Source organism: Planococcus sp. TJ-301 (assembly GCF_058268475.1).
Genome location: NZ_JBZDOH010000004.1, coordinates 1 through 26,255, shown reverse-complemented (window position 1 = coordinate 26,255; position 26,255 = coordinate 1). Strand labels below are relative to the sequence as shown.

The 26,255-nt window shown below is 48.6% G+C and carries 22 protein-coding genes, 17 tRNA genes and 1 rRNA gene; 9 read left to right on the top strand and 31 right to left on the bottom strand.

Going from position 1 to position 26,255, the window contains the following annotated elements; translation table 11 throughout:
* Window positions 1-4: 4 nt before the first annotated feature.
* The gene (chrA, locus tag AC4EHJ_RS14855) at window positions 5-1,174 is read right to left on the bottom strand and encodes a chromate efflux transporter (RefSeq protein ID WP_490976389.1); all 1,170 of its coding nucleotides are present in this window, start codon (window positions 1,172-1,174) and stop codon (window positions 5-7) included.
* A 325-nt stretch (window positions 1,175-1,499) separates the two neighbouring features.
* Here chrA and AC4EHJ_RS14850 point away from each other — a divergent pair, with 325 nt between their 5' ends.
* Entirely contained in the window at window positions 1,500-2,384 is an 885-nt protein-coding gene (locus AC4EHJ_RS14850) for a cation diffusion facilitator family transporter (RefSeq protein ID WP_490976388.1), read from the top strand.
* 67 nt (window positions 2,385-2,451) lie between these two features.
* On the opposite strand, the gene AC4EHJ_RS14845 is transcribed toward AC4EHJ_RS14850, so the two are convergent.
* Complete coding sequence (locus tag AC4EHJ_RS14845; RefSeq protein WP_490976387.1) at window positions 2,452-3,762, bottom strand: DUF2254 domain-containing protein; 1,311 nt, start codon at window positions 3,760-3,762, stop codon at window positions 2,452-2,454.
* A 372-nt stretch (window positions 3,763-4,134) separates the two neighbouring features.
* On the opposite strand from AC4EHJ_RS14845, the gene rsgA reads away from it, so the two are divergent.
* Window positions 4,135-5,190 carry a ribosome small subunit-dependent GTPase A gene (gene rsgA, locus AC4EHJ_RS14840; RefSeq protein ID WP_490976386.1) on the top strand — a complete coding sequence of 352 codons (1,056 nt, stop codon included), beginning with the start codon at window positions 4,135-4,137 and terminating at the stop codon, window positions 5,188-5,190.
* Between the two features lie 41 nt (window positions 5,191-5,231).
* Here rsgA and AC4EHJ_RS14835 read toward each other — a convergent pair whose 3' ends face one another.
* The 4 genes from AC4EHJ_RS14835 to AC4EHJ_RS14820 form a co-directional block, all read right to left on the bottom strand.
* Window positions 5,232-5,870, bottom strand: a complete 639-nt coding sequence (locus AC4EHJ_RS14835; protein WP_490976385.1) for a response regulator — start codon at window positions 5,868-5,870, stop codon at window positions 5,232-5,234.
* Between the two features lie 16 nt (window positions 5,871-5,886).
* The gene (locus AC4EHJ_RS14830) at window positions 5,887-7,002 is read right to left on the bottom strand and encodes a GAF domain-containing sensor histidine kinase (RefSeq protein ID WP_490976384.1); all 1,116 of its coding nucleotides are present in this window, start codon (window positions 7,000-7,002) and stop codon (window positions 5,887-5,889) included.
* 103 nt (window positions 7,003-7,105) lie between these two features.
* On the bottom strand, window positions 7,106-8,806 hold the full coding sequence (locus AC4EHJ_RS14825) for a phospho-sugar mutase (RefSeq protein ID WP_490976383.1): 1,701 nt from the start codon (window positions 8,804-8,806) through the stop codon (window positions 7,106-7,108).
* A 77-nt stretch (window positions 8,807-8,883) separates the two neighbouring features.
* Window positions 8,884-10,428, bottom strand: coding sequence for a GNAT family N-acetyltransferase (locus AC4EHJ_RS14820; RefSeq protein WP_490976382.1), 1,545 nt, complete (start codon window positions 10,426-10,428; stop codon window positions 8,884-8,886).
* 130 nt (window positions 10,429-10,558) lie between these two features.
* On the opposite strand from AC4EHJ_RS14820, the gene AC4EHJ_RS14815 reads away from it, so the two are divergent.
* From AC4EHJ_RS14815 to AC4EHJ_RS14805, 3 genes are read left to right on the top strand one after another with little or no spacing between them, the layout of a single operon-like run.
* A complete protein-coding gene (locus tag AC4EHJ_RS14815) occupies window positions 10,559-10,990 on the top strand; it encodes a disulfide oxidoreductase (protein WP_490976381.1) in 432 nt (143 codons plus the stop codon).
* Window positions 10,987-11,457 (top strand): thioredoxin family protein, encoded by a 471-nt coding sequence (locus tag AC4EHJ_RS14810; protein WP_490976380.1) that lies wholly within the window; start codon window positions 10,987-10,989, stop codon window positions 11,455-11,457. Before AC4EHJ_RS14815 ends, AC4EHJ_RS14810 begins: the two co-directional genes overlap by 4 nt.
* A 52-nt stretch (window positions 11,458-11,509) precedes the next feature.
* Window positions 11,510-12,355, top strand: a complete 846-nt coding sequence (locus AC4EHJ_RS14805; RefSeq protein WP_490976379.1) for an RluA family pseudouridine synthase — start codon at window positions 11,510-11,512, stop codon at window positions 12,353-12,355.
* A 33-nt stretch (window positions 12,356-12,388) separates the two neighbouring features.
* On the opposite strand, the gene AC4EHJ_RS14800 is transcribed toward AC4EHJ_RS14805, so the two are convergent.
* Window positions 12,389-13,222 (bottom strand): aldo/keto reductase, encoded by an 834-nt coding sequence (locus tag AC4EHJ_RS14800; RefSeq protein ID WP_490976564.1) that lies wholly within the window; start codon window positions 13,220-13,222, stop codon window positions 12,389-12,391.
* Window positions 13,223-13,371: 149 nt separating this feature from the next.
* On the opposite strand from AC4EHJ_RS14800, the gene AC4EHJ_RS14795 reads away from it, so the two are divergent.
* Window positions 13,372-14,673 carry an NCS2 family permease gene (locus AC4EHJ_RS14795; RefSeq protein WP_490976378.1) on the top strand — a complete coding sequence of 434 codons (1,302 nt, stop codon included), beginning with the start codon at window positions 13,372-13,374 and terminating at the stop codon, window positions 14,671-14,673.
* Between the two features lie 100 nt (window positions 14,674-14,773).
* Window positions 14,774-15,250, top strand: coding sequence for a putative immunity protein (locus AC4EHJ_RS14790; RefSeq protein WP_490976377.1), 477 nt, complete (start codon window positions 14,774-14,776; stop codon window positions 15,248-15,250).
* Between the two features lie 74 nt (window positions 15,251-15,324).
* Here AC4EHJ_RS14790 and AC4EHJ_RS14785 read toward each other — a convergent pair whose 3' ends face one another.
* From AC4EHJ_RS14785 to queG, 3 genes are all read right to left on the bottom strand, one after another.
* Window positions 15,325-15,651, bottom strand: coding sequence for a hypothetical protein (locus AC4EHJ_RS14785; protein WP_490976376.1), 327 nt, complete (start codon window positions 15,649-15,651; stop codon window positions 15,325-15,327).
* Window positions 15,652-15,994: 343 nt separating this feature from the next.
* Window positions 15,995-16,468 carry a tRNA (uridine(34)/cytosine(34)/5-carboxymethylaminomethyluridine(34)-2'-O)-methyltransferase TrmL gene (gene trmL, locus AC4EHJ_RS14780; RefSeq protein ID WP_490976375.1) on the bottom strand — a complete coding sequence of 158 codons (474 nt, stop codon included), beginning with the start codon at window positions 16,466-16,468 and terminating at the stop codon, window positions 15,995-15,997.
* A 9-nt stretch (window positions 16,469-16,477) separates the two neighbouring features.
* A complete protein-coding gene (queG, locus tag AC4EHJ_RS14775; protein ID WP_490976374.1) occupies window positions 16,478-17,623 on the bottom strand; it encodes a tRNA epoxyqueuosine(34) reductase QueG in 1,146 nt (381 codons plus the stop codon).
* A 67-nt stretch (window positions 17,624-17,690) separates the two neighbouring features.
* On the opposite strand from queG, the gene AC4EHJ_RS14770 reads away from it, so the two are divergent.
* Both AC4EHJ_RS14770 and AC4EHJ_RS14765 read left to right on the top strand, forming a co-directional pair.
* Window positions 17,691-18,353: a B3/B4 domain-containing protein gene (locus tag AC4EHJ_RS14770; protein WP_490976373.1), complete on the top strand. Its 663-nt coding sequence runs from the start codon at window positions 17,691-17,693 to the stop codon at window positions 18,351-18,353.
* Between the two features lie 78 nt (window positions 18,354-18,431).
* Window positions 18,432-19,478 (top strand): C45 family autoproteolytic acyltransferase/hydrolase, encoded by a 1,047-nt coding sequence (locus AC4EHJ_RS14765; RefSeq protein ID WP_490976372.1) that lies wholly within the window; start codon window positions 18,432-18,434, stop codon window positions 19,476-19,478.
* Between the two features lie 73 nt (window positions 19,479-19,551).
* Here AC4EHJ_RS14765 and AC4EHJ_RS14760 read toward each other — a convergent pair whose 3' ends face one another.
* The 21 genes from AC4EHJ_RS14760 to rrf all read right to left on the bottom strand — a co-directional run bounded on the left by AC4EHJ_RS14760 (window position 19,552) and on the right by rrf (window position 26,038).
* Window positions 19,552-20,607, bottom strand: a complete 1,056-nt coding sequence (locus AC4EHJ_RS14760) for a C45 family autoproteolytic acyltransferase/hydrolase (RefSeq protein ID WP_490976371.1) — start codon at window positions 20,605-20,607, stop codon at window positions 19,552-19,554.
* A gap of 71 nt (window positions 20,608-20,678) precedes the next feature.
* On the bottom strand, window positions 20,679-23,336 hold the full coding sequence (locus AC4EHJ_RS14755; RefSeq protein WP_490976370.1) for a cation-transporting P-type ATPase: 2,658 nt from the start codon (window positions 23,334-23,336) through the stop codon (window positions 20,679-20,681).
* Between the two features lie 200 nt (window positions 23,337-23,536).
* Window positions 23,537-23,914 (bottom strand): VOC family protein, encoded by a 378-nt coding sequence (locus tag AC4EHJ_RS14750; RefSeq protein ID WP_490976369.1) that lies wholly within the window; start codon window positions 23,912-23,914, stop codon window positions 23,537-23,539.
* Between the two features lie 143 nt (window positions 23,915-24,057).
* Window positions 24,058-24,139, bottom strand: a tRNA-Leu gene (locus AC4EHJ_RS14745).
* 238 nt (window positions 24,140-24,377) lie between these two features.
* A tRNA-Leu gene (locus AC4EHJ_RS14740) sits at window positions 24,378-24,461 on the bottom strand.
* A gap of 10 nt (window positions 24,462-24,471) precedes the next feature.
* Window positions 24,472-24,545: transfer RNA gene (locus AC4EHJ_RS14735), tRNA-Cys, on the bottom strand.
* Window positions 24,546-24,551: 6 nt separating this feature from the next.
* Window positions 24,552-24,626: transfer RNA gene (locus tag AC4EHJ_RS14730), tRNA-Gly, on the bottom strand.
* A 5-nt stretch (window positions 24,627-24,631) separates the two neighbouring features.
* Window positions 24,632-24,703 (bottom strand) — tRNA-Gln (locus AC4EHJ_RS14725).
* 9 nt (window positions 24,704-24,712) lie between these two features.
* Window positions 24,713-24,788: transfer RNA gene (locus tag AC4EHJ_RS14720), tRNA-His, on the bottom strand.
* Between the two features lie 41 nt (window positions 24,789-24,829).
* Window positions 24,830-24,905: transfer RNA gene (locus AC4EHJ_RS14715), tRNA-His, on the bottom strand.
* A gap of 22 nt (window positions 24,906-24,927) precedes the next feature.
* Window positions 24,928-25,001 (bottom strand) — tRNA-Trp (locus AC4EHJ_RS14710).
* Between the two features lie 6 nt (window positions 25,002-25,007).
* Window positions 25,008-25,091 (bottom strand) — tRNA-Tyr (locus AC4EHJ_RS14705).
* A gap of 3 nt (window positions 25,092-25,094) precedes the next feature.
* Window positions 25,095-25,170 (bottom strand) — tRNA-Thr (locus AC4EHJ_RS14700).
* Between the two features lie 18 nt (window positions 25,171-25,188).
* A tRNA-Phe gene (locus AC4EHJ_RS14695) sits at window positions 25,189-25,264 on the bottom strand.
* 19 nt (window positions 25,265-25,283) lie between these two features.
* Window positions 25,284-25,359, bottom strand: a tRNA-Asp gene (locus AC4EHJ_RS14690).
* 3 nt (window positions 25,360-25,362) lie between these two features.
* Window positions 25,363-25,439: transfer RNA gene (locus AC4EHJ_RS14685), tRNA-Met, on the bottom strand.
* A 110-nt stretch (window positions 25,440-25,549) separates the two neighbouring features.
* A tRNA-Val gene (locus AC4EHJ_RS14680) sits at window positions 25,550-25,625 on the bottom strand.
* Between the two features lie 13 nt (window positions 25,626-25,638).
* Window positions 25,639-25,713: transfer RNA gene (locus AC4EHJ_RS14675), tRNA-Glu, on the bottom strand.
* A 24-nt stretch (window positions 25,714-25,737) separates the two neighbouring features.
* Window positions 25,738-25,827: transfer RNA gene (locus AC4EHJ_RS14670), tRNA-Ser, on the bottom strand.
* Window positions 25,828-25,834: 7 nt separating this feature from the next.
* Window positions 25,835-25,909: transfer RNA gene (locus AC4EHJ_RS14665), tRNA-Asn, on the bottom strand.
* Window positions 25,910-25,922: 13 nt separating this feature from the next.
* Window positions 25,923-26,038: ribosomal RNA gene (gene rrf, locus AC4EHJ_RS14660) — 5S ribosomal RNA — on the bottom strand.
* Window positions 26,039-26,255: the final 217 nt, after the last annotated feature.

The window sequence follows — 26,255 nt, the reverse complement described above, 5'->3', positions numbered from 1 at the left end:
CCCCTTATAAAAATGCATAAGACATAGCGCCAAGAATCGCCGTGACTAACACAACAATCCACGGTGCCAGTTTAAAATAGACTAACATTGCAAACGCTGTAATCGCAATGGCAAAATCGACCGGTCCACGAATTCCCGATGTGAAGACCGGATCATACAAGGCGGCAAGCAGAATGCCTACAACACCCGCGTTCACTCCTTTTAAAGCGGCCTGAACACCTGACTTCGTGCGGATGATACTCCAAAATGGCAGCGTTCCGATAACAAGCAGGAACGACGGTAAAAACATAGCAATGACGGCAATAACCGCTCCCCATCCACCGGACATGATCTGACCGAGGTAGCCTGCCAATGTGAACAGCGGGCCAGGAACAGCCTGTGCCGCCCCGTATCCCGAGATAAAGACACCCGGCCCCATCCAGTCAGGGACCACTTCCCGCTCAAGCATTGGCAGAACGACATGGCCGCCTCCGAAAACAATAGATCCAACACGGTAATAAATATCAAAAATCGCGTACAGTGCAGATTCAATGAACGGCCGCAGCAGCGGAAGTCCCACCAGCAAAGCGACGAATATCGTCCAAGCGGCTATCCCCGTTTTTTTCCCGAAAGTGAGTGCGAGCTTCACTGGTTCCGGCGCTTTTTCTTTGCGGTACATCCAAAAGCCGAAAATGCCTGCCAAAACGATGACCGCTATTTGGGCCCATGCAGTGGGCACGAGCAGGATGGCCGAAGCCGAAGCGACTGCAAGCGCGATTCTCGGCAAGTCGGGGGCCAATGATTTCCCCATTCCCATCAATGCATGTGCAACGACTGCGACTGCGACAATTTTCAAGCCGTGGATCCACCCGCTGTCGAATGACGCGTTGGACACGAGCATCGCGAACAGCACCAACAAGAGGACAGATGGCATCGTGAAGCCGAACCACGACAAGAACCCACCGAACATTCCACCTCTCAGCATCCCTACTGAAATGCCGACTTGTGAACTCGCAGGTCCGGGAAGGAATTGGCATAACGCCACAAGATCAGCATACGCCTTGTCATCGAGCCATTTCCGTTTAACGACATATTCTTCCCGAAAATACCCAAGATGGGCAGTAGGACCGCCGAATGCCGTAAGCCCTAATTTTGTTGATGCTTTCAAAATTTCCATATAATGCTTTTTAGCCATAACCGTCTCCTTTGATGCGCCGGCCATACTCAAAAGAATGAATTCCAGTGTGGCCTGTATTTTTATTGCTGCAATTAAAGCATAACTGATTGCTTATATGTTGTCATGCACTCTTTGGTTAAATGAATTTCAATACTATTTATCGATTGGCGCTAAGGCCAATTTCCTGCTATACTAATGGAGCTAAAAATATAATTTCACAGCACTTATAAAAGTTCTCCCGGCTTTTCGCCCTGGATGGACTGTATATCATATGTTCTATTGAAACGGCTCTCATTCGAGGGTCGTTTCACTTTGTTCAGGAGACTTGGAGGCAGGAAACTTTATGGAACTCTATACAAATTTACGCAAAGGGGAAAAAGGCGCCTGGATCAGCATCGGGGCTTACGTTTTCCTCAGCACCATCAAACTTGGCTTCGGCTACGCTGGTTCGTCTGAAGCTTTGAAGGCGGACGGCCTGAACAACTTGACGGATATTATCGCTTCAGTTGCTGTGCTGATCGGGCTGCGCATTTCCCAAAAGCCGCCCGACGAAAACCATCATTACGGACATCTCCGGGCGGAGACGATTGCTTCTTTACTGGCATCGTTCATCATGGCGGTCATCGGCCTGCAAGTGCTGATGGGCGCAGTTCAAAACTTTTTCGTTCCCGTTGAAGCCACTCCCTCCCTCTTTACCGCGGGTGTCGCTTTCTTCAGTGCCATTGTCATGTATTTTGTCTACCGCTATAACATCAAATTGAGCAAGGAAATCAAAAGCTCCGCGGTCCAGGCAGCCGCATACGATAACCGGTCAGATGCCCTCGTCAGCATCGGGGCCGGCATCGGAATTATCGGCGCGGTTTTCGGCGCCCCGATACTCGACGTCATCACCGCTTTTATCGTCGGCTTGATTATCATCAAGACGGCTGTGGATATTTTCAAAGAAGCTGTATGGACGTTGACGGACGGCTTTAACGAAGATGAAGTGGAAACAATGTCCGTGCTTGTAAGAAAAGTGCCGGGCGTCCGTGAACTTCGCGATTTCAAAGGGCGCAACCACGGCAATGTCATGTTCATTGATTTAACAATTGCGGTAAACCCATCGCTGAACGTCGTTCAAAGCCATTGGATTACAGAAGAAATCGAAAGAAAAATCCATAAAGTAAAGCCCCATTGCGTAATCCTTGTTCACATCGAGCCGGTTTACGAAGAAGATGAAGATGAATAAAAAAAGGACAGCGAAAAGAAATTTTTTCGCTGTCCTTTTTGGGTTTCAAAATACAAGCTTTGTGTAATTATTCTCCTGTCAAAGCATCAATCCGGACCGAACGCTGGTTGGTGGCCACTGCCAATTCATCGATTTTTTTTTGAAGAAAGTCCCTATCCATCGACTTTAATGGCTGCCCTTCGAGCGATTCCAGAATATATGCCTGAATGCCCCAAATCGCTTGGTGATGCTCGGACGGGGCTAGCTCAGCGATAATTTTCAAAGAGTCGGACATGGAATGCAAAACGGAGATATCTTCTTTTCCATAAAAGGACATTTGATAATAAACTTTGTATAACACTCCGGAGAATTCCGGAAGCGTGCATTTCACGATATTCTGTCCTTCTTTATTTGCCAAAACCACGTCCCCTTGAGGGAGATGGGCGATTTTTCCAAGCAGCCTGCCGATGCGGACGATAATGTCATTCGCGGTATTCGGATCATTGATGCCGGGAGAGATTGCGCGCAATGCAATTTCCACCAGCTTCTGTAGTGCGTAAGGCAAATCCTGTTCAGCCGACCGTTCTCCGCCGATGGAATAATATCCGCTGACATCATAGTCTTGCCCTTCTTTTCGATAGATGTTCATGAGCGGTTTTCCTTCATAAATGTAATCGCCGATGCACACAAGTACGTCGACTGTAAACCCGTTCTTGTCCGCATGCCCAAGCAATTTTTCAAAAGACAGGAATTGCAGATAGCCGCTCGTTTCAGCGTTTAGGGTTTCAATGACCCCTACTGGATTCCATGCCGGGGAAATTTCAGAAACAACGCATTTCTCTTCGAAATCCTCGTAATAGGAAATCACATCTTCCGCATCTTCGATAAGCTCCCCAATCAATTTGCTGACCTGTACCGTAGTGGCAATATAATGAATGAAGTATGCGAACGTACTAAGGCAGAAAAAGGCGATGACAATTCCGACAAACGTCGATAATACATCATGTGTATACAAGTCATCTCTCATAAACAATAAGGACAAGGTGTTGTAGATAAAGCCGCCTAGGAAAATGCCCAGCACCCGCCACGTCACCGAATCGTGAACGAAGTTTTTCAATGCCCTTGGTGAAAACTGTGCGGAATACATCGTCAAAACGACTAGGATTGTTGAAAATGTAAAAGTGCTCATCGTCAACAGCGCGCCTGCCAAGGTTCCCATAATGGTTTTTGCCAAATCGACTTTGGTCAGCAAGATGGAAGGGATAAATTCTTTGAACCGTTCGACAAGCAGTAAGTCCACGTAAAAGAAGCCTACAGATAAAGCGACAGCAAACAGACTGAAGATCGCGGGCGTCAGCCAAAACTTTTCCTTGAATAAATACGTAGTAGACTTCATCATTTCTCCTCGCTTTCATATCATGGTCTAGTCCTGCTTTTCCCCTACATATTATGAGCGCAAACAAAGCTTGATGCACCAAAGCCGGCTGCATTGCACAACGTGGTCGCAGCAGCTTTCTCTAATAATCTGATTTAATAAAACTTTCTTATAAAAAGTCCTTGACCTGATTTTAAGGATACAGTATCTTTAGAGTAACTTGAAGAAAGAGGTGAGGTATTATGGCGATGATCATTGTAAATACGCAAATCCAGTCTATAGTACCCCACTCTGTGTATCGCTGACGATACGCTTCTTCCATTATGCCCGGGGACCATGGACTGCGATTTGCGCGCATCCATGGTTTTTTATTTTGCATAATAGGAGGAAATTACATTGAATTTAATCGAACAATACGGTTGGAATACAGCATGGCAAGAAAAAATAGGGCCTTCCGGAATTCCGGGGCGCATCACTCTAGAACACAAGAATATCTATCGCGTGGTGACAGACCGCGGAGAATGGCTCAGCACATTATCCGGCAAATACCGGCATGAACACAACCGCGTCGAATTCCCGGCAGTCGGCGATTGGGTCATGGTCGAACAAATGCCTGGCGAGGAAAAAGGGATCATCCATAATGTCCTCCCGCGTTCATCCCAGTTCTCCAGAAAAGCGGCAGGCGAGACATCGGATATCCAATTGATCGCGGTCAATGTCGATTACGTATTTCTCGTCATGTCATTGAACCATGATTTTAACGTCCGGCGCTTGGAACGCTATTTGATCGCCGCGTGGGATTCCGGTGCGAACCCGGTCGTCGTACTGACTAAAAAAGACCAATGCAAAGACTTGGAGCCGTATATGCGCGAATTGGAATCAGTTGCGTTCGGCATTCCTACGATTGCAGTATCGAGCGTCACCGGCGAAGGCATCAGCAAATTGCAGGAATTGCTGTCGCCAAACCATACTGGTGCATTGCTCGGTTCTTCCGGCGTAGGGAAATCATCGCTCATCAACGCCCTATCCGGCAGTGAATTGATGGCTGTCCAGGATATCCGTGAAGATGACAGTAAAGGGCGCCACACGACTACCCACCGCGAGCTGGTGCGGCTGCCGCTTGGCGGCTTGCTGATCGACACGCCCGGAATGAGGGAATTTCAACTGGGCGATTACGAAGAAGGCGTTGAAAGCGGCTTTGCCGATGTTGAGCAGCTCGCTGGCGAATGCCGGTTCCGCGATTGCCAGCATGGCAATGAACCCGGATGCCGTGTGCAGGAAGCATTACGGACCGGCGAATTGCAGCATGACCGCTACCGCAGCTACATCAAGCTGAAACGCGAACTTGCGCATATCGAACGCAAAAGCGACGCGGCCGCCCAGAAAGCGGAGCGCGGCAAATGGAAACAGATCACGAAAGACAGCCGCAAACGCCCCGTCAAAAAACGCTAAAAAGAAGCAAGCCGTCATTTCGGCTTGCTTCTTTTTTCTATTCAATTCCCGGGTCCGGTGAGCCCGTGCTTGACTGCGTAGAGCGCAGCCTGCGTCCGGTCCTGTACCTCCAGCTTATTGAAAATATTGGAGATATGCGTTTTCACTGTCTTTTCCGTCACAAATAACGCCGATGCGATTTCCCGGTTGCTCTTGCCCTTCGTCAACTCCGCCAGTACTTCATTTTCCCGCGGCGTCAGGAGGTTCAGCGTATGCGGCGCCGGTTCTGTCGGCCCTTTCAACAACTCTGTAGTCGCTTTCGGGTGCAGCGTGTTTTCGCCGCGCATCAAGCTCCGGATCGATTCGACCAATTCATCCGGTTCGATATCTTTCAATTGGTATCCGGCAGCCCCTGCTTCCATGGCTGGAACAACATGGTCACGGTCTGAAAAGCTCGTCAGCATCAGGACGATCATCTCCGGATGCTGTTCTTTTATTTTTTGGGTTGCCTGGATGCCGTCCATCTCCGGCATGACGAGATCCATCAACACGATGTCCGGGCGCAACCTGTCTGCCATATCTACTGCTTCCCGGCCATTGACCGCTTCCCCGACCACTTCAATATCTTTTTGCGTTTTCAAGAAAAATAATAATCCGCGCCTCACCACATGATGATCATCGGCGATCAAAACTTTCACCACTTCAACCACTCCCCGATTAATACGGAATCCTTATGAGAATTTCCGTGCCTCTTCCAATTTCACTTGACCATTCGATGCTGCCGCCTTCCGCTTTTGCGCGGTCACGCATGCTCTGGATGCCGATCGATGGCAAGTTGAGATGCTCATCAATGACAAATCCGTGGCCTTCATCTTTAATCACCAGCAGCACATCCGATGGAGTCACCGATATATAAAGCTGCACTTTATGGACGCCCGCATGTTTGCGGATGTTGTTGAGCGCCTCCTGGGCGATGCGGAACAGCGTTTCTTCTGTGCGCGACGGCAGCTGGATGACGCCTGTCACTTTCAGTTCAGTCAACAGCCCGAGCATTTCGGCATAGCCTTTTACCGCTTCGAGCAATCCGCTCTCCAAGCCTTTTGGCCGCAATTGCCAAATCAGCGCGCGCATTTCATTCAACGCTTCTTGTGTCAGGTGCTGGATATCGCGGAACGTTTCTTGCACTTCCGGATCTTCTGACATGACACTGCCGCCCCTGGCCGTCAACGTCACCGAAAACAGCAGCTGATTGACCGAATCATGCAAGTCGCGCGCCAACCGATTGCGTTCCTGCACCAATGCCAATTCCTGTTCCTGTTTTGTCAGCAAGATCCGTTTGATGGCGGAGCCGATCTGGAACGCCACGGATTCCAGCAGCGCCAATTCATCATTGGAAAACCGCACCGTATCCGGAGCGGCGATATTCAAAAGCCCAAATTTTTCATTACCCGATCGCAGCGCAACCGTAGCATGGTGCGTAATTCCTTCGGCGTCTCCGGCAAGGGATGAAATAGCGTTGTCGATCCGCTGGCAAGCGATGATATTCGATGCTTTTTCCAAATTGCCGTCGTGGTAGCGTTTAACGCACCAGCAGCCACCTTTTTTCAAGTGGCGGCAATCGTTCCCTTTCAGCGCCGGCGGCAGATTGGCCTGCGCTGCGAGCTGATGCTTGCCGTTTTTATCAATGAAGAAAATCCATGCCGCCTCGAATACCGAGCCGTCCAACAGCTTCCAAATCGCCCCTTCGAGCATTCGTCCCATATCCGTTTCTTCATTCAACAATTCCGCAATTTCTTTCAATAGCGCCACATTTGAATGCTGGCCAGCTTCCATCCGCTTCACCTCATCACTGTTCTCTCTCTACCATACACTTTTCCATTCCCAGCGCGCCTCGTACTTTCGAATGAAAAAGCCCCCTGCGAGAGGGAGCTTTCGATTATCTATTGTCCAATTCGTCTAGGAAAGACTGTTTGATCAGTTCCAGTTTTTCATCACTGTCACGTTCGCTTGCTGCAGCAACGCCGAAATAATATTTCACTTTCGGCTCCGTCCCGCTTGGGCGGACACAAACCCATGAGCCGTCCTGCAAGAAATACTTAAGGACATTCGATTGGGGCAATACAATTTTTTCATTCGTATTCAAATCGACGAAAATCCGGTTCTGGGTTTCATAATCCTCAATGGACACCACTGGTATGCCCGCGATTTGGTTTAAATGCTTTTTACGCAGCCCTTCGAGAAGCGCAGATATTTCCCGCGCGCCATCGAGTCCTTTTTTGGTGACGGACACAAGCGCTTCACGGTACCAGCCATGGCGATTATAAAGTTCAACCAACACATCATGTAAAGTTTTGCCCAACGTCTTGTAATAGGCGGCAGCTTCCACCAGCAATAAGGTTGTTTGGACTGCGTCTTTGTCGCGCGCAAAGTCACGGATTAAATAGCCATAGCTTTCCTCATAGCCGAATAGGAATTCGAATTGCGGATGTTCGTCGTTATGCTTCAGCTTTTCGCCAATAAATTTAAAGCCGGTCAGCACATCTTCACATTCGACGCCATACGACTCCGCGATCACGCGGCCGAATTCAGATGTCACAATCGTCTTAAAGATTTTGCCGTTTTCAGGCAGGGTGCCTTTTGCTTGTTTCTGGCTCAATAGGTAATCAATGAGGATTGCGCCCGTCTGGTTGCCGTTCAGCAATTCGTAATGTCCGCTCGCAAGGACTGCGATTCCGACGCGGTCGCCATCCGGATCGATGGCAATCAGTAATTCGCCGCCGGTCTTCTCGCCGTATTGCATCGCCAGTTCAAAGGCGGAGGCTTCTTCGGGATTTGGTGACTTGACCGTCGGGAATTCCCCGTCCGGCTGCATTTGTTCCGCAACATAGGCGATATCCGTGTAGCCTGCCGTTTCCAACAACTTCTTCACTGTTGATCCGGATGCGCCGTGGAGCGGTGTAAATACTGCAGCAATCGGATTAGCCGACCCTTCCTGCACCGTCAACGCTTGTTCGATATACGCCGCGTCCAAACGCTCCCCTAAATGGACGAGCGATGTTTCATCGTACACTGAATTGTCGATGGTCAATTCGTCTTCGACCTTGCTGACAAAATCAATGACATGGTCCGCGTCTTCAAGGTTAAGTTGCGCCCCATCGTCGCCGTAAACTTTATAGCCATTGTATTCAGGCGGATTGTGGCTGGCGGTGATGACCACTCCCATAAATGCATTCAAGTACCGGACGCTGAATGACAATTGTGGCGTAGTGCGCGGTTCGCTGTATAGATAGGTGTGGATGCCATTTGCTGCAAAAGTTTTTGCTGCTTCGAGCGCGAACTCCGGCGACATGCGGCGGCTGTCGTACGCGATCACGATTCCGCACGCCATTGCTTGTTCACCGCTGTCTTTGATATAATCCGCGATTCCTTGCGATGCTTTGCGGACCGTGTAGACATTCATGCGGTTGGTTCCCGGGCCGATTTCGCCGCGCATCCCTCCTGTGCCGAATGCCAGATCCTGGTAAAATGCATCTTCTGCCATTTTTTCATCATCTTTCAGTAAAGATAAAGCTTGTATTGTCCCTTCATCATGCTGGTCGTGATCCAACCAGCGCTTTAGCCGTTCCTGCCAAGTCATAAGACATCCCTCCAATAAACTTAGTTTACCAAAAAATCAAAAAAAAAGCCGCTTCCTTTTGGGAAGCGGCACATGCTTTAATCTTTTTTGTATTCTACGCGGTAAACGTCGTGGCGGCGGTCCTTCAATTGCTTGACTGTACCGTTCTGGCGTTGGCGGCGCAAAATTTCCAAATCGACATCGCCGATCAGCACCATTTCCAAGTTCGCGTTGGTTTCGCCGACAATGCCGTCGCGTGCGAATTCGAAATCGGACGGTGCGAAAATGCCCGATTGCGCGTACTGGATGTCCATGTTCTCCGTTTGCGGCAAGTTTCCGACTGTGCCGGAAATAACTGTATAGATTTGGTTCTCGACTGCGCGGGCTTGTGCACAATAACGGACGCGCAAATAGCCTTGGCGGTCTTCTGTACAGAATGGGGAAAAGATGATATTCGCTCCCATGTCTGTCGCGATGCGCGCCAATTCCGGGAACTCAATATCGTAGCAGATCTGGATCGCGATTTTGCCGCAATCCGTATCGAATACGCGAACCGAGTCGCCGGCCGAAATGCCCCACCATTTGCGTTCGTTCGGTGTGATATGGATTTTGTATTGTTTGTCAATCGATCCATCACGGCGGAACAGGTAAGCGATGTTGTAAATCTCGTCGTTTTCTTCTTTAACGAAATGCGATCCGCCGATGATATTGATGTTGTAGCGGACGGCAAGATCCGTGAACAATTCAATGTATTGAGGCGTGTATTCCGTCAATTTGCGAACTGCCTGGCTTGGCGACGGTTCGTTGAGGAAAGACATCAATTGCGTTGTGAAAATTTCCGGGAAGACGACGAAATCAGAATGTGCATCCGATGCGACATCGACAAAGTATTCCACTTGGTTTGCCAAATCATCGAACGATTCGATGGCACGCATCAGATATTGCACAACACAAATACGGACCGGAAGACTTGTTTTAAAATGACGCTTCGATACCGGTTTGTAATCGACATTATTCCATTCCATGAGCGTCGCGTATTTTCCGGATGCAAGATCGTCTTCCAAATAATTCGGATTGATCCGCATCAGCTGGAAACCGTTCATCAACTGGAACGTCAAAACAGGATCATAGATTTTATGGCGCGAAACCGCATCGACATATTCACGCGGCGACATTTCATCTGCGTGCTTATGGAAATTCGGGATGCGGCCGCCCAGAATGATCGATTTCAAATTCAATTCCCGCGCCAGTTCTTTGCGCGCTTCATATAAACGTTGGCCGACTTGCATGCGGCGGTATTCCGGGTGCACCATCACTTCAATGCCGTACATATTGTAGCCGTCCGGATTATGGTTCGTGATGTATCCGCCGTCTGTGACGTCGTCCCACGTGTGGCGGTCGTCGTATTCGTCAAAATTTATCAATAAACTCGAGCAAGAACCGATGACTACGCCGTCAAGTTCTGCGACAAGCTGTCCTTGCGGAAAAACGCCGAGATGGCTGCGAAGCTGCTCTTCTTTCCATGGATCCATTCCAGGAAAACTGAGGCGCTGCATTTCCATAATGGCATCTATATCTGCATACGTCATTTCACGTATGATCATGCTCTTCTCAAAATGGGACAAATCGAATTCTTCGGGCACTACAGCCACTCCTTCACAAAAGTATCACAGTTTATTATATAGGATAGCGGCACAGGTTGATATTATTTTACTTGCTTGCGTTTAAGAATTATACTTTTATAGAAGTAATTTTGAAAAGAGGTACTGTTCTATGTCCAAGCGCCAAGAAAATATCATGCTCGCCATGTGGGTCATAGCGCTGATTGCCACTGCCGGATCGCTGTATTTTTCCCAAATACGCGGCTATGCACCTTGTACTTTATGCTGGGTGCAGCGGATTTTCATGTATCCGCTCATTATCGTCGTCGGCGTCGCCTATGCGCAAAAGAACGTTCGGATTGCAGCGACCACGCTGGCGTTTTCCGTCATTGGCGGTTTTATTTCACTTTACCATTACGGCTTGCAGAAATTGGATTTCCTTTCTGATGCCGCACCGTCTTGTGGCCAAGTGCCGTGTACCGGCCAGTACATCAATTATCTCGGATTTATCACCATCCCATTTTTAGCGCTCACTGCGTTCATTTTAATCGCAGCCCTGAGCATGTACTTGCTGAAGTCATTGAAGGAGGAACAAGGAAAATGAAAAAAATGTTAATCATCGCCGGGGTCGTTGCGGCAATATTCGCCTTGATCATCGTGCTGACGAATATTTCGAACAACGATAAACTAGCAGACAACCCATACGACACGGACGATCTGGAGCAGCCGACCATCGACTTATTATCTGATGAAAACTACCAGAACATCGCGATTCCAGACGAAGTCGACGAAAAAATCAAGAGCGGCGAGCCGACTACGGTTTATTTCTTCAGCCCGACATGCGAGCATTGCCAGGTTACTACGCCTGTTTTGATGCCTGTTGCTGAAGATATGGACGTGGACGTCCTCCAGTACAATCTGTTAGAGTATGAACAGGGTTGGCAGGATTATGCCGTCGAAGCGACACCAACATTAGTGCATTACGAAAACGGTGAAGAAGTTGCACGTTGGGTCGGATCCCAGCCGAAAGAAATCATCGAAGATTTTTTCAATCAAGTCGTATTGAAATAACACACAGGAGCCATGTGCAGCGCGCATGGCCCTTTTATATGGAGGTTAAGACATGGAATGGACTTACGAAATACAGGAAGACGGCATGACTGTCGAAGAATTACTGCGCACGGAATGGGGACTCGGCAAGAAAGTGGTCCACGAGATGCGCATGGCCAAAAGCGTAACGAACACCAAGCATCAGGAAGTGGTTTGGAAAGAGCCACTGGAAAAAGGCACTGTCCTGCATTTTGAATTGCCGCCTGCTTCTTCGCCTTATGAACCGAAACACGATATCGAGTTGCCGATTTTGTTTGAAGATGACCATTTCATCATTGCCAGAAAACCAAAAGGAATGGCCACCCACCCGAATGAAGTCGGTCAGACCGATACATTCATCAACGCCATGCTCGGCCATATCATCCGCAATGGCGGGTCCTATGGCGAGCACGTCCATCGCTTGGATCAAGGAACGTCCGGCCTATTGATGGTCGCGAAGCATCCGGTCGCCAAAAACGTAATGGACCGCATGCTCGAACAAAAACAGCTCGTGCGCGATTACGAAGCAGTCGTCAAAGGCAAAGTCGTGAACCGGACCGGCACGATCGATTTTCCGCTTGGCCGCGACCGCCATCATCCGACGCGCCGGCGCGTATCCCCTTCCGGACAAAGTGCTGTGACGCATTACCGCGTATTAAAACCTTTGGAAGGCAAAACCTTACTTCACCTGACGCTCGAAACTGGCCGTACCCATCAGATCCGGGCGCACCTGTCGCATATTAACCACCCGATTATCGGCGACGAGTTATACGACGGACCGCCCACGCAAGATGGCGCTTACCATCTCCATGCGTTCCGCATGTCGTTCATCCATCCGTTCACCGGCGAAAAAATCGTCGTTGAAGACAACAGCAGATAAAAAAAAGAAGTTCCCCAGCGGGAACTTCTTTTTTTATCGCAAATGGATTTCATCGGGATGGGTGCCTGTGCGCCAATCCTTGTTCAAACCGTCAATCATCTCCATCTGCCCCGGAGACAACTCGAAATTGAAGACGTCTGCATTCTCCAGAATGCGTTCGGGCTTAACCGATTTCGGAATGACGATCAAGTCGTGCTGCAAATGCCAACGGATAATGACTTGTGCGATTGACTTGCCGTGGGTCTCCCCAATTTTCCCGAGCAGCGGTTCTCCGAGCAGGCGGCCGCGAGCCAGCGGCGACCATGAAGTCACAGCAATTTCATTGTCTGTACAGAACTGGCGAAGCGGTTCTTGTGTTAATTGTGGGTGAAGCTCGATCTGGTTTACCATCGGCTTCGTGTTCGCTGTTGCCAATAGTTTTTCCAAATGGTGCTGCTGGTGATTTGAAACGCCGATCGAGCGCACCAATTTCTCGTCATACAGCCGCTGAATGGCGCGGTATGTTTCTTCATACGTATCGGGCATGGCCCAATGCGTCAAATACAGGTCCAAATAATCGAAGTCCAAGCGCTTAAGCGATGCTTCGAAAGCACGCAATGTATTGTCGTAGCCTTGGTCCGTATTCCAGACTTTCGAGGTGACGAAGATGTCTTCGCGCTTGATGTCCGATGAGCGGATGGCCTCCCCCACTTCTTGTTCGTTGTCATAGATGCTTGCTGTATCAATTGCAGGATACCCTGCTTTGAGGGCCGCAAGTATGGCCTCCACTGCTGCTTCTTTATCTGTCATTTTGAAAACGCCAAGTCCGAAACGCGGCATTTCTACTCCATTATGTAAGGTTTTCGTTGAATTGATCGCCAATACCATTTTCATCATCCTCTCTTTATCCATTGTACAAATAATCGGCTAAAAACTCGACTTTAAAGAATTTGGCTAAACCACTTGCATTTCTCAATAAAAGCGAATAATATATGAAATGTTGTTTAAATTGTTCGGATTTTGAAAGGAGTATTTAAATGTTTCATTTGAAAGAGTTTGGCACAGACGTTAAAACAGAAGTTCTTGCCGGTATGACAACGTTCTTAACAATGGCTTATATCGTCATTGTCAATCCTGTTATTTTGGGTGCAGCGGGCGTTCCGTTTGATCAAGTATTCTTGGCAACCATTATTGCAGCAGCGATTGGAACCCTATGGATGGCACTTTTCGCCAATTACCCAATTGCCATAGCACCCGGCATGGGATTAAATGCATATTTCACTTCGATGGTGCTCGGTTCAGGCGGCACAATCGATTATGTGACAGCATTTTCGGCCGTATTCGTTGCAGGCATCATATTCGTCCTGTTGTCGATGACCAAAATGCGCAAAATTCTGATCCAAGCCATTCCCGAAAACCTGAAACACGCCATTACTGCCGGCATTGGGCTTTTCATCGCTTTTATCGGCATGCGCCTAAGCGGAATCATCGTGGGAAATGAAGCAAATTTAGTCGGTCTCGGTGATTTGACTTCAGCTCCAGTCCTGTTGACCTTGGTTGGCCTTATGATTACTCTCATCTTCATGTCGTTGAACATTCACGGCGGCATTTTCTTCGGTATGATCGTAACAGCTATCATTGCTTTCTTTACGGGCCAATTGAAATTCGAAAGCCGTTTGATGCAGCTTCCGTCACTTCCAGAAGGAATCATCGTCTGGAATCCAATTGAAGCGGTCCAATTGGTCATCGAATTCGGATTATACGGCGTCGTCTTTTCCTTTCTGCTAGTAACGTTATTCGATACTACGGGCACCATGATTGGAGTGGCGAAACAGGCTGGCCTCATGAAAAACAATGACATGCCGCGCATGCGCCAAGCACTGCTTGCAGATTCAGTGGCTGCCACTGCCGGTGCTATGTTCGGCACAAGCCCGACTTCCGCTTATGTGGAATCTTCTGCCGGCGTTGCTGCTGGCGGACGAACAGGACTGACGACGCTGACTGTCGGCATCCTGTTTATCATTGCTGCCTTCTTTGGTCCGCTTGTTTCTTCTTTATCAAGCGTTGCTGCCATCACTGCACCCGCGCTGATTATCGTCGGCAGTTTAATGATTGGTGCTGTTAAACATATTGAGTGGGAAGAATTTGATGAAGCGTTCCCGGCATTCTTGATCATACTGGCAATGCCGCTCACATCAAGTATTGCAACCGGTATTGCACTCGGTTTTATCTCTTACCCTTTAATGAAAATCTTTAAAGGGAAATGGAAATCCGTACACCCAATTTTGTACATCTTTGCGGTTCTGTTCGCTATCCAGATCCTGATTGCACCTCATTGAAAAAAAGAAGCAGCCAATGGTTGCTTCTTTTTTGGTATCCTGATTAGAATAGGGTGAAGGAGAAAGCGGCCAAATTCTGATGATCCGGGGGAGACGTAATATGAGAGATAAACGGTTTGTGGCAGTCCACCGAAGCGGAACGCTTACGCCCGAAAATCATCATCGGCTGATCCGCTGGGCCAGAATGTGCTCGGAACACATTTTGCCTCTTCTTGGCGAAAAAATCGAGCCCCGCCTTGCCCATGCCTTGGACACTGCGAAAGATTGGGAAAATACTAAAGTCCCGACGGGTGCTGCTATGAAAGCTTCAGTGGCTGCGCATGCAGCGGCTAGAGAAGCAGACAATCCCGTGATGACAGCTGTAGCCCGTTCAATTGGCCATGCAGTTGCTACTGCTCATATGGCCGACCATGCATTAGGGGCTCCGCTATATGCACTTAAAGCCCTTAAACTCGCGGGGAAACCATTGACCGAAGAAAGAGAATGGCAAATCAGCCAGCTGAAGCAAGTGGTGCCTGAACTTGCCGATCTCGTATTGCATACAATGAGCCAGAAAGAAAAAGGATTCAAATTATAAAGAAATGCCCAGAGCTCAAACCAGCTCTGGGCATTTCTTTATAATCTTTTGTACTCCATTATCTGAAAACCGGGTTATCCTTTGTACTCAGAAGTTGGTCTCACTCTAGCGCTTGTTATGCCCGCTGCTACCAGCAACACTGCAGCAGTCAGCAAATGCATTGCCCATCCGATTAATGGAATCCAAGCAACAATGCTTGTGATGATTCCTAAAATCGAACCCGATTTCGACGAGTATTCACGGAAGCAGAAAAATAACGTCACTGCGTGAAGCAGGAACATTACGCCAAGCGCCGCATAGCCGGTGCTGATGACAAAAGTGCCCCCGATAAACGGAATTGCCAATAGCAATTCAGCCAAGCCGGTAATCCATAATAACGCAACGGAAATTTTCATTTTCATTTTTATTTCATCCTTTCCTGAACTGTTCTTTCCTATTCTACGGTTGGCCAAGCCAAAGGTTTCATTTTTTAATAAAAAGCTAAAAATCCAGCATGGAAAAGACAAAACTTCTCCACATTTCAATTCAGCCCTATATTTCATTTTCCTGCCACATACGCTATACTAAACAAAGATGCATATTACAAGGAGGTCGTTATTTATGAACTTAATCCTTATTCTAGGTGTTACTGTAGCATTTTTGGCCGCTATCTTAACTGCAGGCTATGATGACAAACCAGGAACTGCTGAAAAAGAATAATATAAAAAGCCGGTGCATATGCGCCGGCTTTTTTTGTACTTTTAATTATTCCAGTCCTGGGAAATTCTGCTGGCGCAATGCCTCGTACATCAAAATCGCCGCTGTGTTGGACAAATTCAGCGAACGGATATGGTCATTCATCGGGATGCGCAGGCACGTTTCCGGATTCTGCTCAATCAGTTCTTTCGGCAAGCCTTTTGTTTCCTGGCCAAATACGAAGAAATGGTCTTTTTCCGTATCCGAATAATCGAAAGACGAATAAGTCTTCGTGCCGAACTTTGTAATGTAGTAAAACGCAGCGCCGGAATAACGGTCAAACAATTCCTGTAGCGAATCATAATACGCCAAATCGACATGTTCCCAATAATCGAGCCCTGCCCGCTTCAGCATCTTATCATCCGTGGAAAATCCGAGTGGACGGATCAAATGTAATTTCACCCCGGTTCCCGCACAAGAACGGGCAATGTTTCCTGTATTTGCTGGAATCAGCGGCTGGTATAAAACGATGTGTATAGCCAAAACTTTCACTTATCCTTTCATCTCTTCGGCAAAAAATGCCAGTCCTTTTTGAATTTCATCTTTTACTTCTTCATCTTGCTCAGTCTCCAGCACCGCTTGCAGCGCTTCGAAACCTTCTTGCGCTCCGATTTTACCGAGTGCCCAAGCCGCTGTGCCGCGGATGACCGGACGTTCGTCTTCCATCAGCAGCTTGATCAATACCGGTGCAGCGCTTTTTTCCTTGAAATGGGCCAAAGCGAGAATCGCGTTGCGTTGAATCGGCTTTTTGCCTCTCCATGAACCGGATACATAGCCGAAACGCTCTTTGAATTCGCGATTTGAAATCGTTAGCAGCGGTTCGAGCAGCGGTTTGGCGATTTCAGGATCCGGCGTAAATTCCGCGTGGATGAGATTCGCTTTCCGCTTGTTTTTCGGGCACACGGTTTGGCACGTATCGCAGCCGTATAGCCGATTGCCGATGACGCCTCTGAATTCATCCGGCAAAAAGCCTTTTGTCTGCGTCAAAAAAGAAATGCATCGTTGGGCGTTCAATTGGCCGCCCTCAACTATTGCCCCGGTCGGACAGACGTCGATGCACAGGCGGCAATCACCGCATTGGTCTTCCATCGGTTCATTTGAGCGGAACGGAATATTGGTAATCATTTCGCCCAAATACACATAGGAACCGAACTCCGGCGTGATGATGGCTGTATTTTTTGCGCTCCAACCGATACCTGCGCGTTCAGCAACCGCGCGGTCGGACAATTCGCCTGTATCCACCATTGACCGCATGCGGGCTTCAGGGAAACGTGCGGCGATGAACGCTTCCAACAATGTCAAACGCTCTCTGAGCGCGGCATGGTAATCCTTGCCCCACGACGAACGGGAAAAAATTCCGCGCCTTGCACCCCGAGTCCCTTGCGGCGCATCCTGCATTTTCGAAGGATAGGCGATCGCGATGGAAATGATGCTCACCGCTTCGTTCAATAAAAGCTCCGGACGTGTCCGTTTATCAAGGTCAGGCTCTTCAAAGCCAGATTGGTAATTCAATTGCTGCTGGCGAGCCAATTGATGGCGCAAATTATAAAAAGGCTCTGCCGAAGCAAACCCGATTTTATCGATTCCAATCTCCGAGGCATAGGCAACAAGCTCTTGTTGAAATCCTTCGAGATTCATGCTGTAACCTCTCATTCTATATCTATGATACGATATCCCTAATACATCCCCTGAAAGGAAGATTGCTGTGGAAATCACCATCCAGCGTCACATTAAGGAAATCCTTCCCGACTTTAAAATAGGAACTATTCATTATAACAATATCACCGTTTCGGAGTCACCTCAAATGTTAAAAGGCCGCCTGCAGCTTTTCCAGGAGCAATTATATTTCGATTTGGAAGACAAAGACATCACCCATTTTCCCGGACTGCTCGAATGGCAGCTGGTTTGGAAAGCGTTAGGCAGCAGCCCAAGCCGCTACCGCCCTTCCGCCGAAGCTCTTTTCCGCCGCATTAAAAAGCAGAATTACCTGTCTTCCATCCATTCAGCAGTCGACATGAACAGCTTTTTATCGCTGCAATATGAAATTCCGCTCGGCCTCTACGATGCGGATAAAATCAATGGCGACGTTGAAATCGCACTCGGCACTGAAGAGGATCAGTTCGAGGGCCTGAACAACCGTACCAACACATTAGACAATATCCTGGTGTCCAAAGACGCCTCAGGTGCTTTCGGCAGCCCCTACGTCGATTCCACACGGACAGCCGTCACAGAAAACACCAAAAATGCACTCCACATCTTTTACCTGCGTCCCTCGATGGAACGTGGACAAGCGCTTGAACTGTTGAACGCCGCTGCGAATATGTTCACTGGCATCAACGGTGGCGAGGCTCAAGTTTCCGTTTTATAGGTCCGAGGCAGATTCCTTTGAATTCGAACTATTGTGCAGTAAAATCGGGTTACTTCATAATAAAAGAGGGATCATCAAGTGAAACAAATTCACAGCGATATTATCCAATTCCGGGGCAGCCATTACGATTATGGACGGCATCAAGGCGAGCTATTAAAAGATTCACTCCTATTGCCCAACCGCCGCAAGCAATGGCCCCCATCCAATAAAAACTTCATGATCAATGAACAGGAAGCAACTGGCATCCTCCGTTCGTTCGCCCCCCGCATTTGGGAAGAAATCAACGGCTTAGCGGACGCACTCGAATGGAATGCCCACGACGCCATCCGTGAATTCGGCGGATATTACCTGGAATATACGCGCAGCGGATGCTCTATCTTCACCCGGGAAGATTTCATGGTGCGCAATTATGATAGCTCGCCGCAAGGCTACGAGGGCCGTTTTGCGCTATATCAGCCATCCGACGGCGGCTACGCGACAATCGGGCCGACGATGCAAATTACCGGCCGCACTGACGGCATCAATGAGAAAGGCTTGGCGATGGGCTATAACTTCATCAACCGGCGCAATTCCGGTGACGGCTTTATCTGCAACATGATCGGCCGCTTAATCCTCGAAAATTGTACGGATGCTGATGAAGCAGTCGGTTTATTGGAGGAACTTCCCCATCGTCGCTCGTTCAGCTATGTGCTGCTGGACCGCAAAGGAAAATCCATTGTGGTCGAAGCGTCCCCACGCTCGGTCGTTTCACGGGAGTCAGCTGTATCTACCAACCATTTTGACTTGCTTACAGAAGAGAACCGCTATCAGATCGAAGATTCGCGCCGCCGGGAACAAATCATCCTTTCGCAGCAGGAAACGATGGCCGAACCATACAGTGCATTCCGCATGCTCAACGATTCGGACAAAGGCGTTTTTTCAAAAAAATACACGACAGCGTCCGGTACGTTGCACACCGCATCGTATTTTCCCGCCAGCTTGAAAGTCGGCTTTGCCCTCGGCCAGGACCGTTTGCCGCTAATGCTCGATTTTAAGCAATGGCTCGCAGGAGAACGCTTGAATGCTAAACGCGTTAAAGGCCGTGTCGACACCCATCTGCCTTTTGCACACATGACTGAGATGTAATCTGCTCCATCCCTTTAAAAATAGAAAAGGCTGTCCTGAAAGTCATTATTCCTGACTTTCGGGACAGCCTTTTTCATTCCGCAAATTGTTTTTCCAAATGCGCAAAGCCGATTTTTGTATCGATGGTGCCATGAATCTTATCCCTCTCCAGTGATGTCCCTTTCAACCATTCTCTAAAATCAAACACAGCTGGCTGCTGGTCGCCGCCGAGCGAGAACCAGGCTTCCATTTTTTGCGGCAAATATGCCGAAGTATGGATGGTTCCAGCCCAGCTTTTGTATAGCTCCGAGAATACGCCATTGCCGGTTCCATTGAAAAGGCGGAATGCATTGTCCACTTGAGCAGTCTCATGCGGCTGGGTCTGGATCGCTTCCAGACGTCCATAGGAATCCTTCAAATAATTGCGGTTTTCATGCGCCTGGATTTCAAAATGGTTGGTGCAGGCGTTTTCGCTTCTGACATCGACTCCCCGTGGGCTTGCTTCGATAATTGATGTCTTGCCACTGACGTCCGTCACCACGTAGCTGAAAGAACCCCGGTGCGGGATTTCCTTCACCAAAGTAACAGCTTCTTCGATGGTTGCGCACGTCTCCAGGATGATGCGGCCAATCATATAACAGACAAAGCCGTCTCCCGGCTTTTTACGGTGTGTGAAGTTATAGCCCATCGCCAAGCCTTTCTCGTTCATGCCGTCCATGCGCCCCGTTATGCGAGACGTTGGCCCGATAAATGCATAGCCATGATCCGTAGGCTGGAACAAGCTGTAACGCCCTTCGTAGGTTTGTGGATGGAAATCATAATTGCGGACCATGAAGTCATGGCCTGTGACAATCGAACAGCCAGACGGCAGCGCATCGATCCGATAGCCGCCGAAATTGCGCAGCACTTGTTCCATCGGCAACTCCAAACTGTCCCGCAGGCCAACGAGCTCGTCCCAGATGGCAGGCGCAAAGCGGCTGAGCGCTTGCTCTGCTTCCGCAACATCGATTTCAAAACGCGGACGTTTCGCTTTCCACTGCTTCTGCCGGTTGTCGAGAACGATCGATTCTTTCAAACGCTCGCCTTGATATAGCCCGAAATCGTAGTGGCTTCCCCTGAATTGAATGATTTCGCTGTGGATTTCTTGCATGACGCTCTCCTTCCAATAAGCTGTCCCTTATCGCTTATTGCGTTTATTATACCAACCCCTGTCCCCCTATCCTACCGGGAGGTGCTTAGTTTACGCCATACCCATTTCTCCGTTTCCACAATAGCGAAAACGCTGATGCCGATGCCAATTGGCCACATCCAATGATGCGCAGCAATTGGCACGGTGCCCAGAAGGATGTTCATTACCGGCAAGTAAGTCACCCCCAATTGCACCGCAATCAGGATTCCGGAAACGATAAAAGCGGCTTTATTCGAAAAAAAGCCTTTCTGGAAAACAAAACCTTTCTCACTGCGGCAATTGAATAAATAAAATAACTGGGAAATGACCAACGCTTGGAAGGTCATCGTATTCACTATTGCCGGATCGAAGCCTGCTTCCGCCAATGCCCTATTCATATACAAAAGGCCGCCGCAGATGATGAAGGCTACAAAAGCGATGCGAAAAACATAATAGCCGCTCAATAGCTTTGCCTTTGGATTTCTCGGCGGCCGTTCCATGGCACCCGGTTCAAGTTTCTCAAATGCAATCGCTAAGGAAATCGTCACAGCCGTTATCATATTGATCCATAAGATTTGGACAGGTGTTAAAGGCATCGCAGTTCCAAGAAGGATGCTCACGAAAATAACTGAGCCTTCCGCTACATTTGTTGGCAGGATGAACAAAATGGTCTTCTTCAAATTATCATAAACGCGCCGCCCTTCTTTGACAGCTGTGACAATGGTATTAAAATTGTCATCAACCAAGATCATTTCAGAAGCTTCTTTAGATACCTCAGTGCCTTTAATGCCCATTGCCACACCGATGTCCGCCCGTTTCAAAGCAGGTGCATCATTAACGCCATCTCCAGTCATTGCACAAATATGCCCAAGGGATTGCAGCGCCTGCACCAGCTGCAATTTATTGTTCGGGCTCGTCCGCGCAAACACGTCATATTTAACAGCTGCCTCCAGCAGTTCATCGTCGTTCAGCCGGTCCAATTCAATCCCTTCAATGACAAGTCCTTCCGTGCCGATGCCCATCTGTGAACTGATTGCAAGCGCCGTTTCTTTGTGGTCTCCCGTAATCATCTTCACTTGAATGCCCGCATTTTTGCATTGCTGAATCGATTCGATTACTTCTTCCCGCGGTGGATCAATTATGCCAGCAAATCCTAAAATCTCGAACCCTTCTTCCAAATCACTATGGTTAATGCTGGATGTGTTAGTTGGCACTTTTTTCGCAGCAGCGCCGATCATTCTTTCTCCTTGGCGTGCATGGAGCAATATTTTTTCTTGCCAACGGGCCAGCTCGACCGCACTGGCATTATCGGACATTCTAAAAATCTGTTCTGGAGCTCCTTTCACCAAAATTGTTCTTGTACCGTCTAGTTCTACTAACCCGGCCATATACTTGTATGAAGAATCGAACGGAATTTTTGACATGCAATCGAGTTTCGCAATGGAATCTTCCGCTTTCTCGGCAACTGTTACAAGGCAACCTTCCGTAGCATCCCCGCTGATCTCCCAGTGTCCATGCTCGTTGCAGAACAAATGGGACTCGTTAATTGTTTTGGCGCATGTCAAAAATTGCTTGAGCCCAGGAGAATCCGCCAATATCACTTTTTGGCTTCCGCTCAAGATTTCGCCTTCGGGAGAATAGCCAGTGCCTGTCACTTCAAACTCTCCATCCGGCACTAAAATCGACGTGACGGTCATTTCATTTTTAGTCAAAGTCCCGGTTTTGTCGGAACATATCACAGATACCGCTCCCAAGGTTTCAACTGAAGGCAAGGTCCGAACGATTGCTTTTTTCGCCGCCATTTCCTGAACACCAAGCGCCAGAATAATCGACAAAACGGCAGGCAGCCCTTCAGGAATCGCTGCGACCGTCAGGCCGATGACCGCAAGCAGCAATTCGCCGGCCGGATAATCATGCCAAAAATAACCGATGCCAAACATAGCCGCCGCGCTCCCGACAATGATGGCCGATATCAATTTGCCGAATTGTGCCGTCTGCTTCAACAAAGGCGTCTGCAGCTTCTGGACATTGGAAATCGAGGAACTGATTTTCCCCAGCTCCGTGTTGCTGCCTGTTTCTACTACAACACCAACGCCTGAACCAGCTGACACCGATGTTCCGGCAAACACCATATTCATCCGGTCTCCAAGAGCGATCTCGAGCGGCAAAGCGTCCACCGTTTTTTCAACAGCCTCAGATTCACCCGTCAAAGAAGATTCTTCGACCTTCAGGTTAGCCGCTTCAAGCAGCCGGATATCCGCCGGCACCTTATCACCCGCTTTTAAAACGGCAATGTCTCCTGGCACCAGATTGGCTGACGGGATGACTTTCCTTTTTGATGCACGGATTGCGGTCGCCTTCAACGATAACATCTTGCGAATGCTGTCGAGTGCCTTTTCCGCTTTGCTCTGCTGGATATAGCCAATCGCTGCGTTGATTACGATGACCATGAGGATGACCAATGTATCAATCGTGTGTCCCAGCGCGGTCGTGATCGCCGCCGCCACGAGCAGCACATAAATCAGCACATCATGAAATTGCTTTAAAAACCGCATCACCCTTGATTCCCTTTTCGGTTCAGGCAGTTCGTTCGCGCCTGCAACTTTCCTTCGTTCTTCCGCTGCCGCATCTGTTAGCCCTTCTTCAGTGTTCGTTTCCAGCTCTGCCAAAACATCCACAGCCTCTAGATGATGCCACGCCAGCTTTTTCACCAGACTTCCTCCTATCCCACGCACAGCTTATGTTGCCTTAATAATAAATTGATTATTCAGATACCACAACTTTTAACGTTGCAAAATTACAGTTATTTTGCTATCAAATGGAATGCTTTGTGGGCATAAAAAAAGACCACGAAGATCATGGACTTTTGCTCGTATAGTCCGCTGTCCACTAATCGGAACGGCACAGTAACTTAGCTATAATTCGACAACTCGATCAAATTGCCATCGGGATCTCTGATATAAAGCGACTGAATAGGCCCCGATGCACCGGTTCTCGCTACAGGGCCCTCTTCGACAACTACGCCACATAGCTTCAAATGCTTAGACAGCTTTTCGAGTGGCTCATCCCAAATAAAGCACAAGTCGGCACTTCCTGGAAGAGGTGAATGCGCCTTGGGCTCGAATTCACTGCCTGCTTTATGCAAATTGATTTTCTGACTGCCAAAATGCAGCGCCTTGCGCCCATCTCCAAACTCCCTAACGTCCATTCCCAAAACGCGTCCATAGAAATCACAGGTTTCTTCAATGTTCTTTACAGTCAATACAAGATGGTCGAGACGATTGATCATGATCGCTGTCAGCTCCTTATGCAAAATTAATTGGTTTCTTTATCTATACGCCGCTTACCTCATCCATACCTGCTCAAAAAAAGCTGGCATAGAAAAAAATCCCTTTCATCATCAGGGATTGATGACAAAAGGGATTTTTAGTATACCAGTGGCCGGGGTCGAACCGGCACTCCAGAAGGAACACGATTTTGAGTCGTGCGCGTCTGCCAATTCCGCCACACTGGCATGACCTTGAATCGGACAATTATTATTGTACCATCTTCAAATTAATTCTGCACTACTTTTTTAAAATAATTTCTTCCTTTTATTATCGTCAAATCCCTCTACCCTTTAACAAGCACCGCGATCGATTTTACTTTAAGGCCAGGCAGCTACCAAAGCGAAAATTTACAAAAAGAAAAAAGCTCCAGCTTTGAAAACAAAGCTGGAGCTTTTTTAAAGGGCAGGCAGGCCCTTTACATGATACCGGCGGTCGGGGTCGAACCGACACTCCCGTGAAGGAACGGGATTTTGAGTCCCGCGCGTCTGCCAATTCCGCCACGCCGGCAAAATAATTATGGAGGCGGCAACCGGACTCGAACCGGTGATAAGGGTGTTGCAGACCCATGCCTTACCACTTGGCTATGCCGCCAAAAATTGGAGCGGAAGACGAGGTTCGAACTCGCGACCTCCACCTTGGCAAGGTGGCGTTCTACCACTGAACTACTTCCGCAAAAGCTGGGGTACCTGGATTCGAACCAGGGCATGACGGGATCAAAACCCGTTGCCTTACCGCTTGGCTATACCCCAATAACTAAATGGGGCGGACGAGGGGAATTGAACCCCCGAGTGCCGGAATCACAATCCGGTGCGTTAACCACTTCGCCACGACCGCCACGCTTTTATTTATTAAATTTGAATTTTGCTAGAAAATCATGGGGCGGACGAGGGGAATTGAACCCCCGAGTGCCGGAATCACAATCCGGTGCGTTAACCACTTCGCCACGACCGCCATCATATAATTTTAAAAAAAATGGCAGGGGCAGTAGGAATCGAACCCACATCGGAGGTTTTGGAGACCTCTGTTCTACCGTTAAACTATGCCCCTAAAAACTGGTGGTGGGGGGCAGATTCGAACTGCCGAACCCGAAGGAGCGGATTTACAGTCCGCCGCGTTTAGCCACTTCGCTACCCCACCTAGTGGTGCCGGAGAAAGGAGTCGAACCCTCGACCTACTGATTACAAGTCAGTTGCTCTACCAACTGAGCTACTCCGGCATGGAGATTTTAAAAATATGGTGGGTCAGGACGGAATCGAACCGCCGACACTTAGAGCTTCAATCTAATGCTCTACCGACTGAGCTACTGACCCACATGTATTAAGATAAAAATGGCGGTCCCGACCGGGATCGAACCGGCGATCTCCTGCGTGACAGGCAGGCATGTTAACCGCTACACCACGGGACCATTTGGTTGCGGGGGCAGGATTTGAACCTGCGACCTTTGGGTTATGAGCCCAACGAGCTACCGAACTGCTCCACCCCGCGACAATAATATAGTAGTACTTTTTGGAAATTCATAATGAAAGAAAAACGAGTTTCTTCTATTATATAAGAACATAGCTTACTTTACGATTATCTTATGTATTTCCGAAAAATGGTGGAGGATGACGGGATCGAACCGCCGACCCTCTGCTTGTAAGGCAGATGCTCTCCCAGCTGAGCTAATCCTCCAGGGAAAATGTAATGGTGACCCCTACGGGATTCGAACCCGTGTTACCGCCGTGAAAGGGCGGTGTCTTAACCGCTTGACCAAGGGGCCATTGTTTATTTGGAGATTTATATCTGGCGGAGAGCAAGGGATTCGAACCCTTGAGACGGTTGCCCGCCTACATGATTTCCAATCATGCTCCTTCGGCCACTCGGACAGCTCTCCAAAAGAATGGCTCCGAAGGTAGGACTCGAACCTACGACCATCGCATTAACAGTGCGGTGCTCTACCACTGAGCTACTTCGGAATAATATGAATCAGCCTGGCAACGTCCTACTCTCACAGGGGGAAACCCCCAACTACCATTGGCGCAAAAGAGCTTAACTGCCGTGTTCGGGATGGGAACGGGTGTGGCCTCTTTGCCATCATTACCAGACTAATTTATTTTGAAAGACAAGATTTATTATACCAATACTGCACGGTATTACAAGCTTTTTAAAAAACTTTTATCTTATTCTTTCAAAACTGGATACACGACATTGAAACGAAACGGGCAATCCGTGCCCACGGTTTTGGTTAAGTCCTCGATCGATTAGTATTCGTCAGCTGCACGTGTCGCCACGCTTCCACTCCGAACCTATCTACCTCATCGT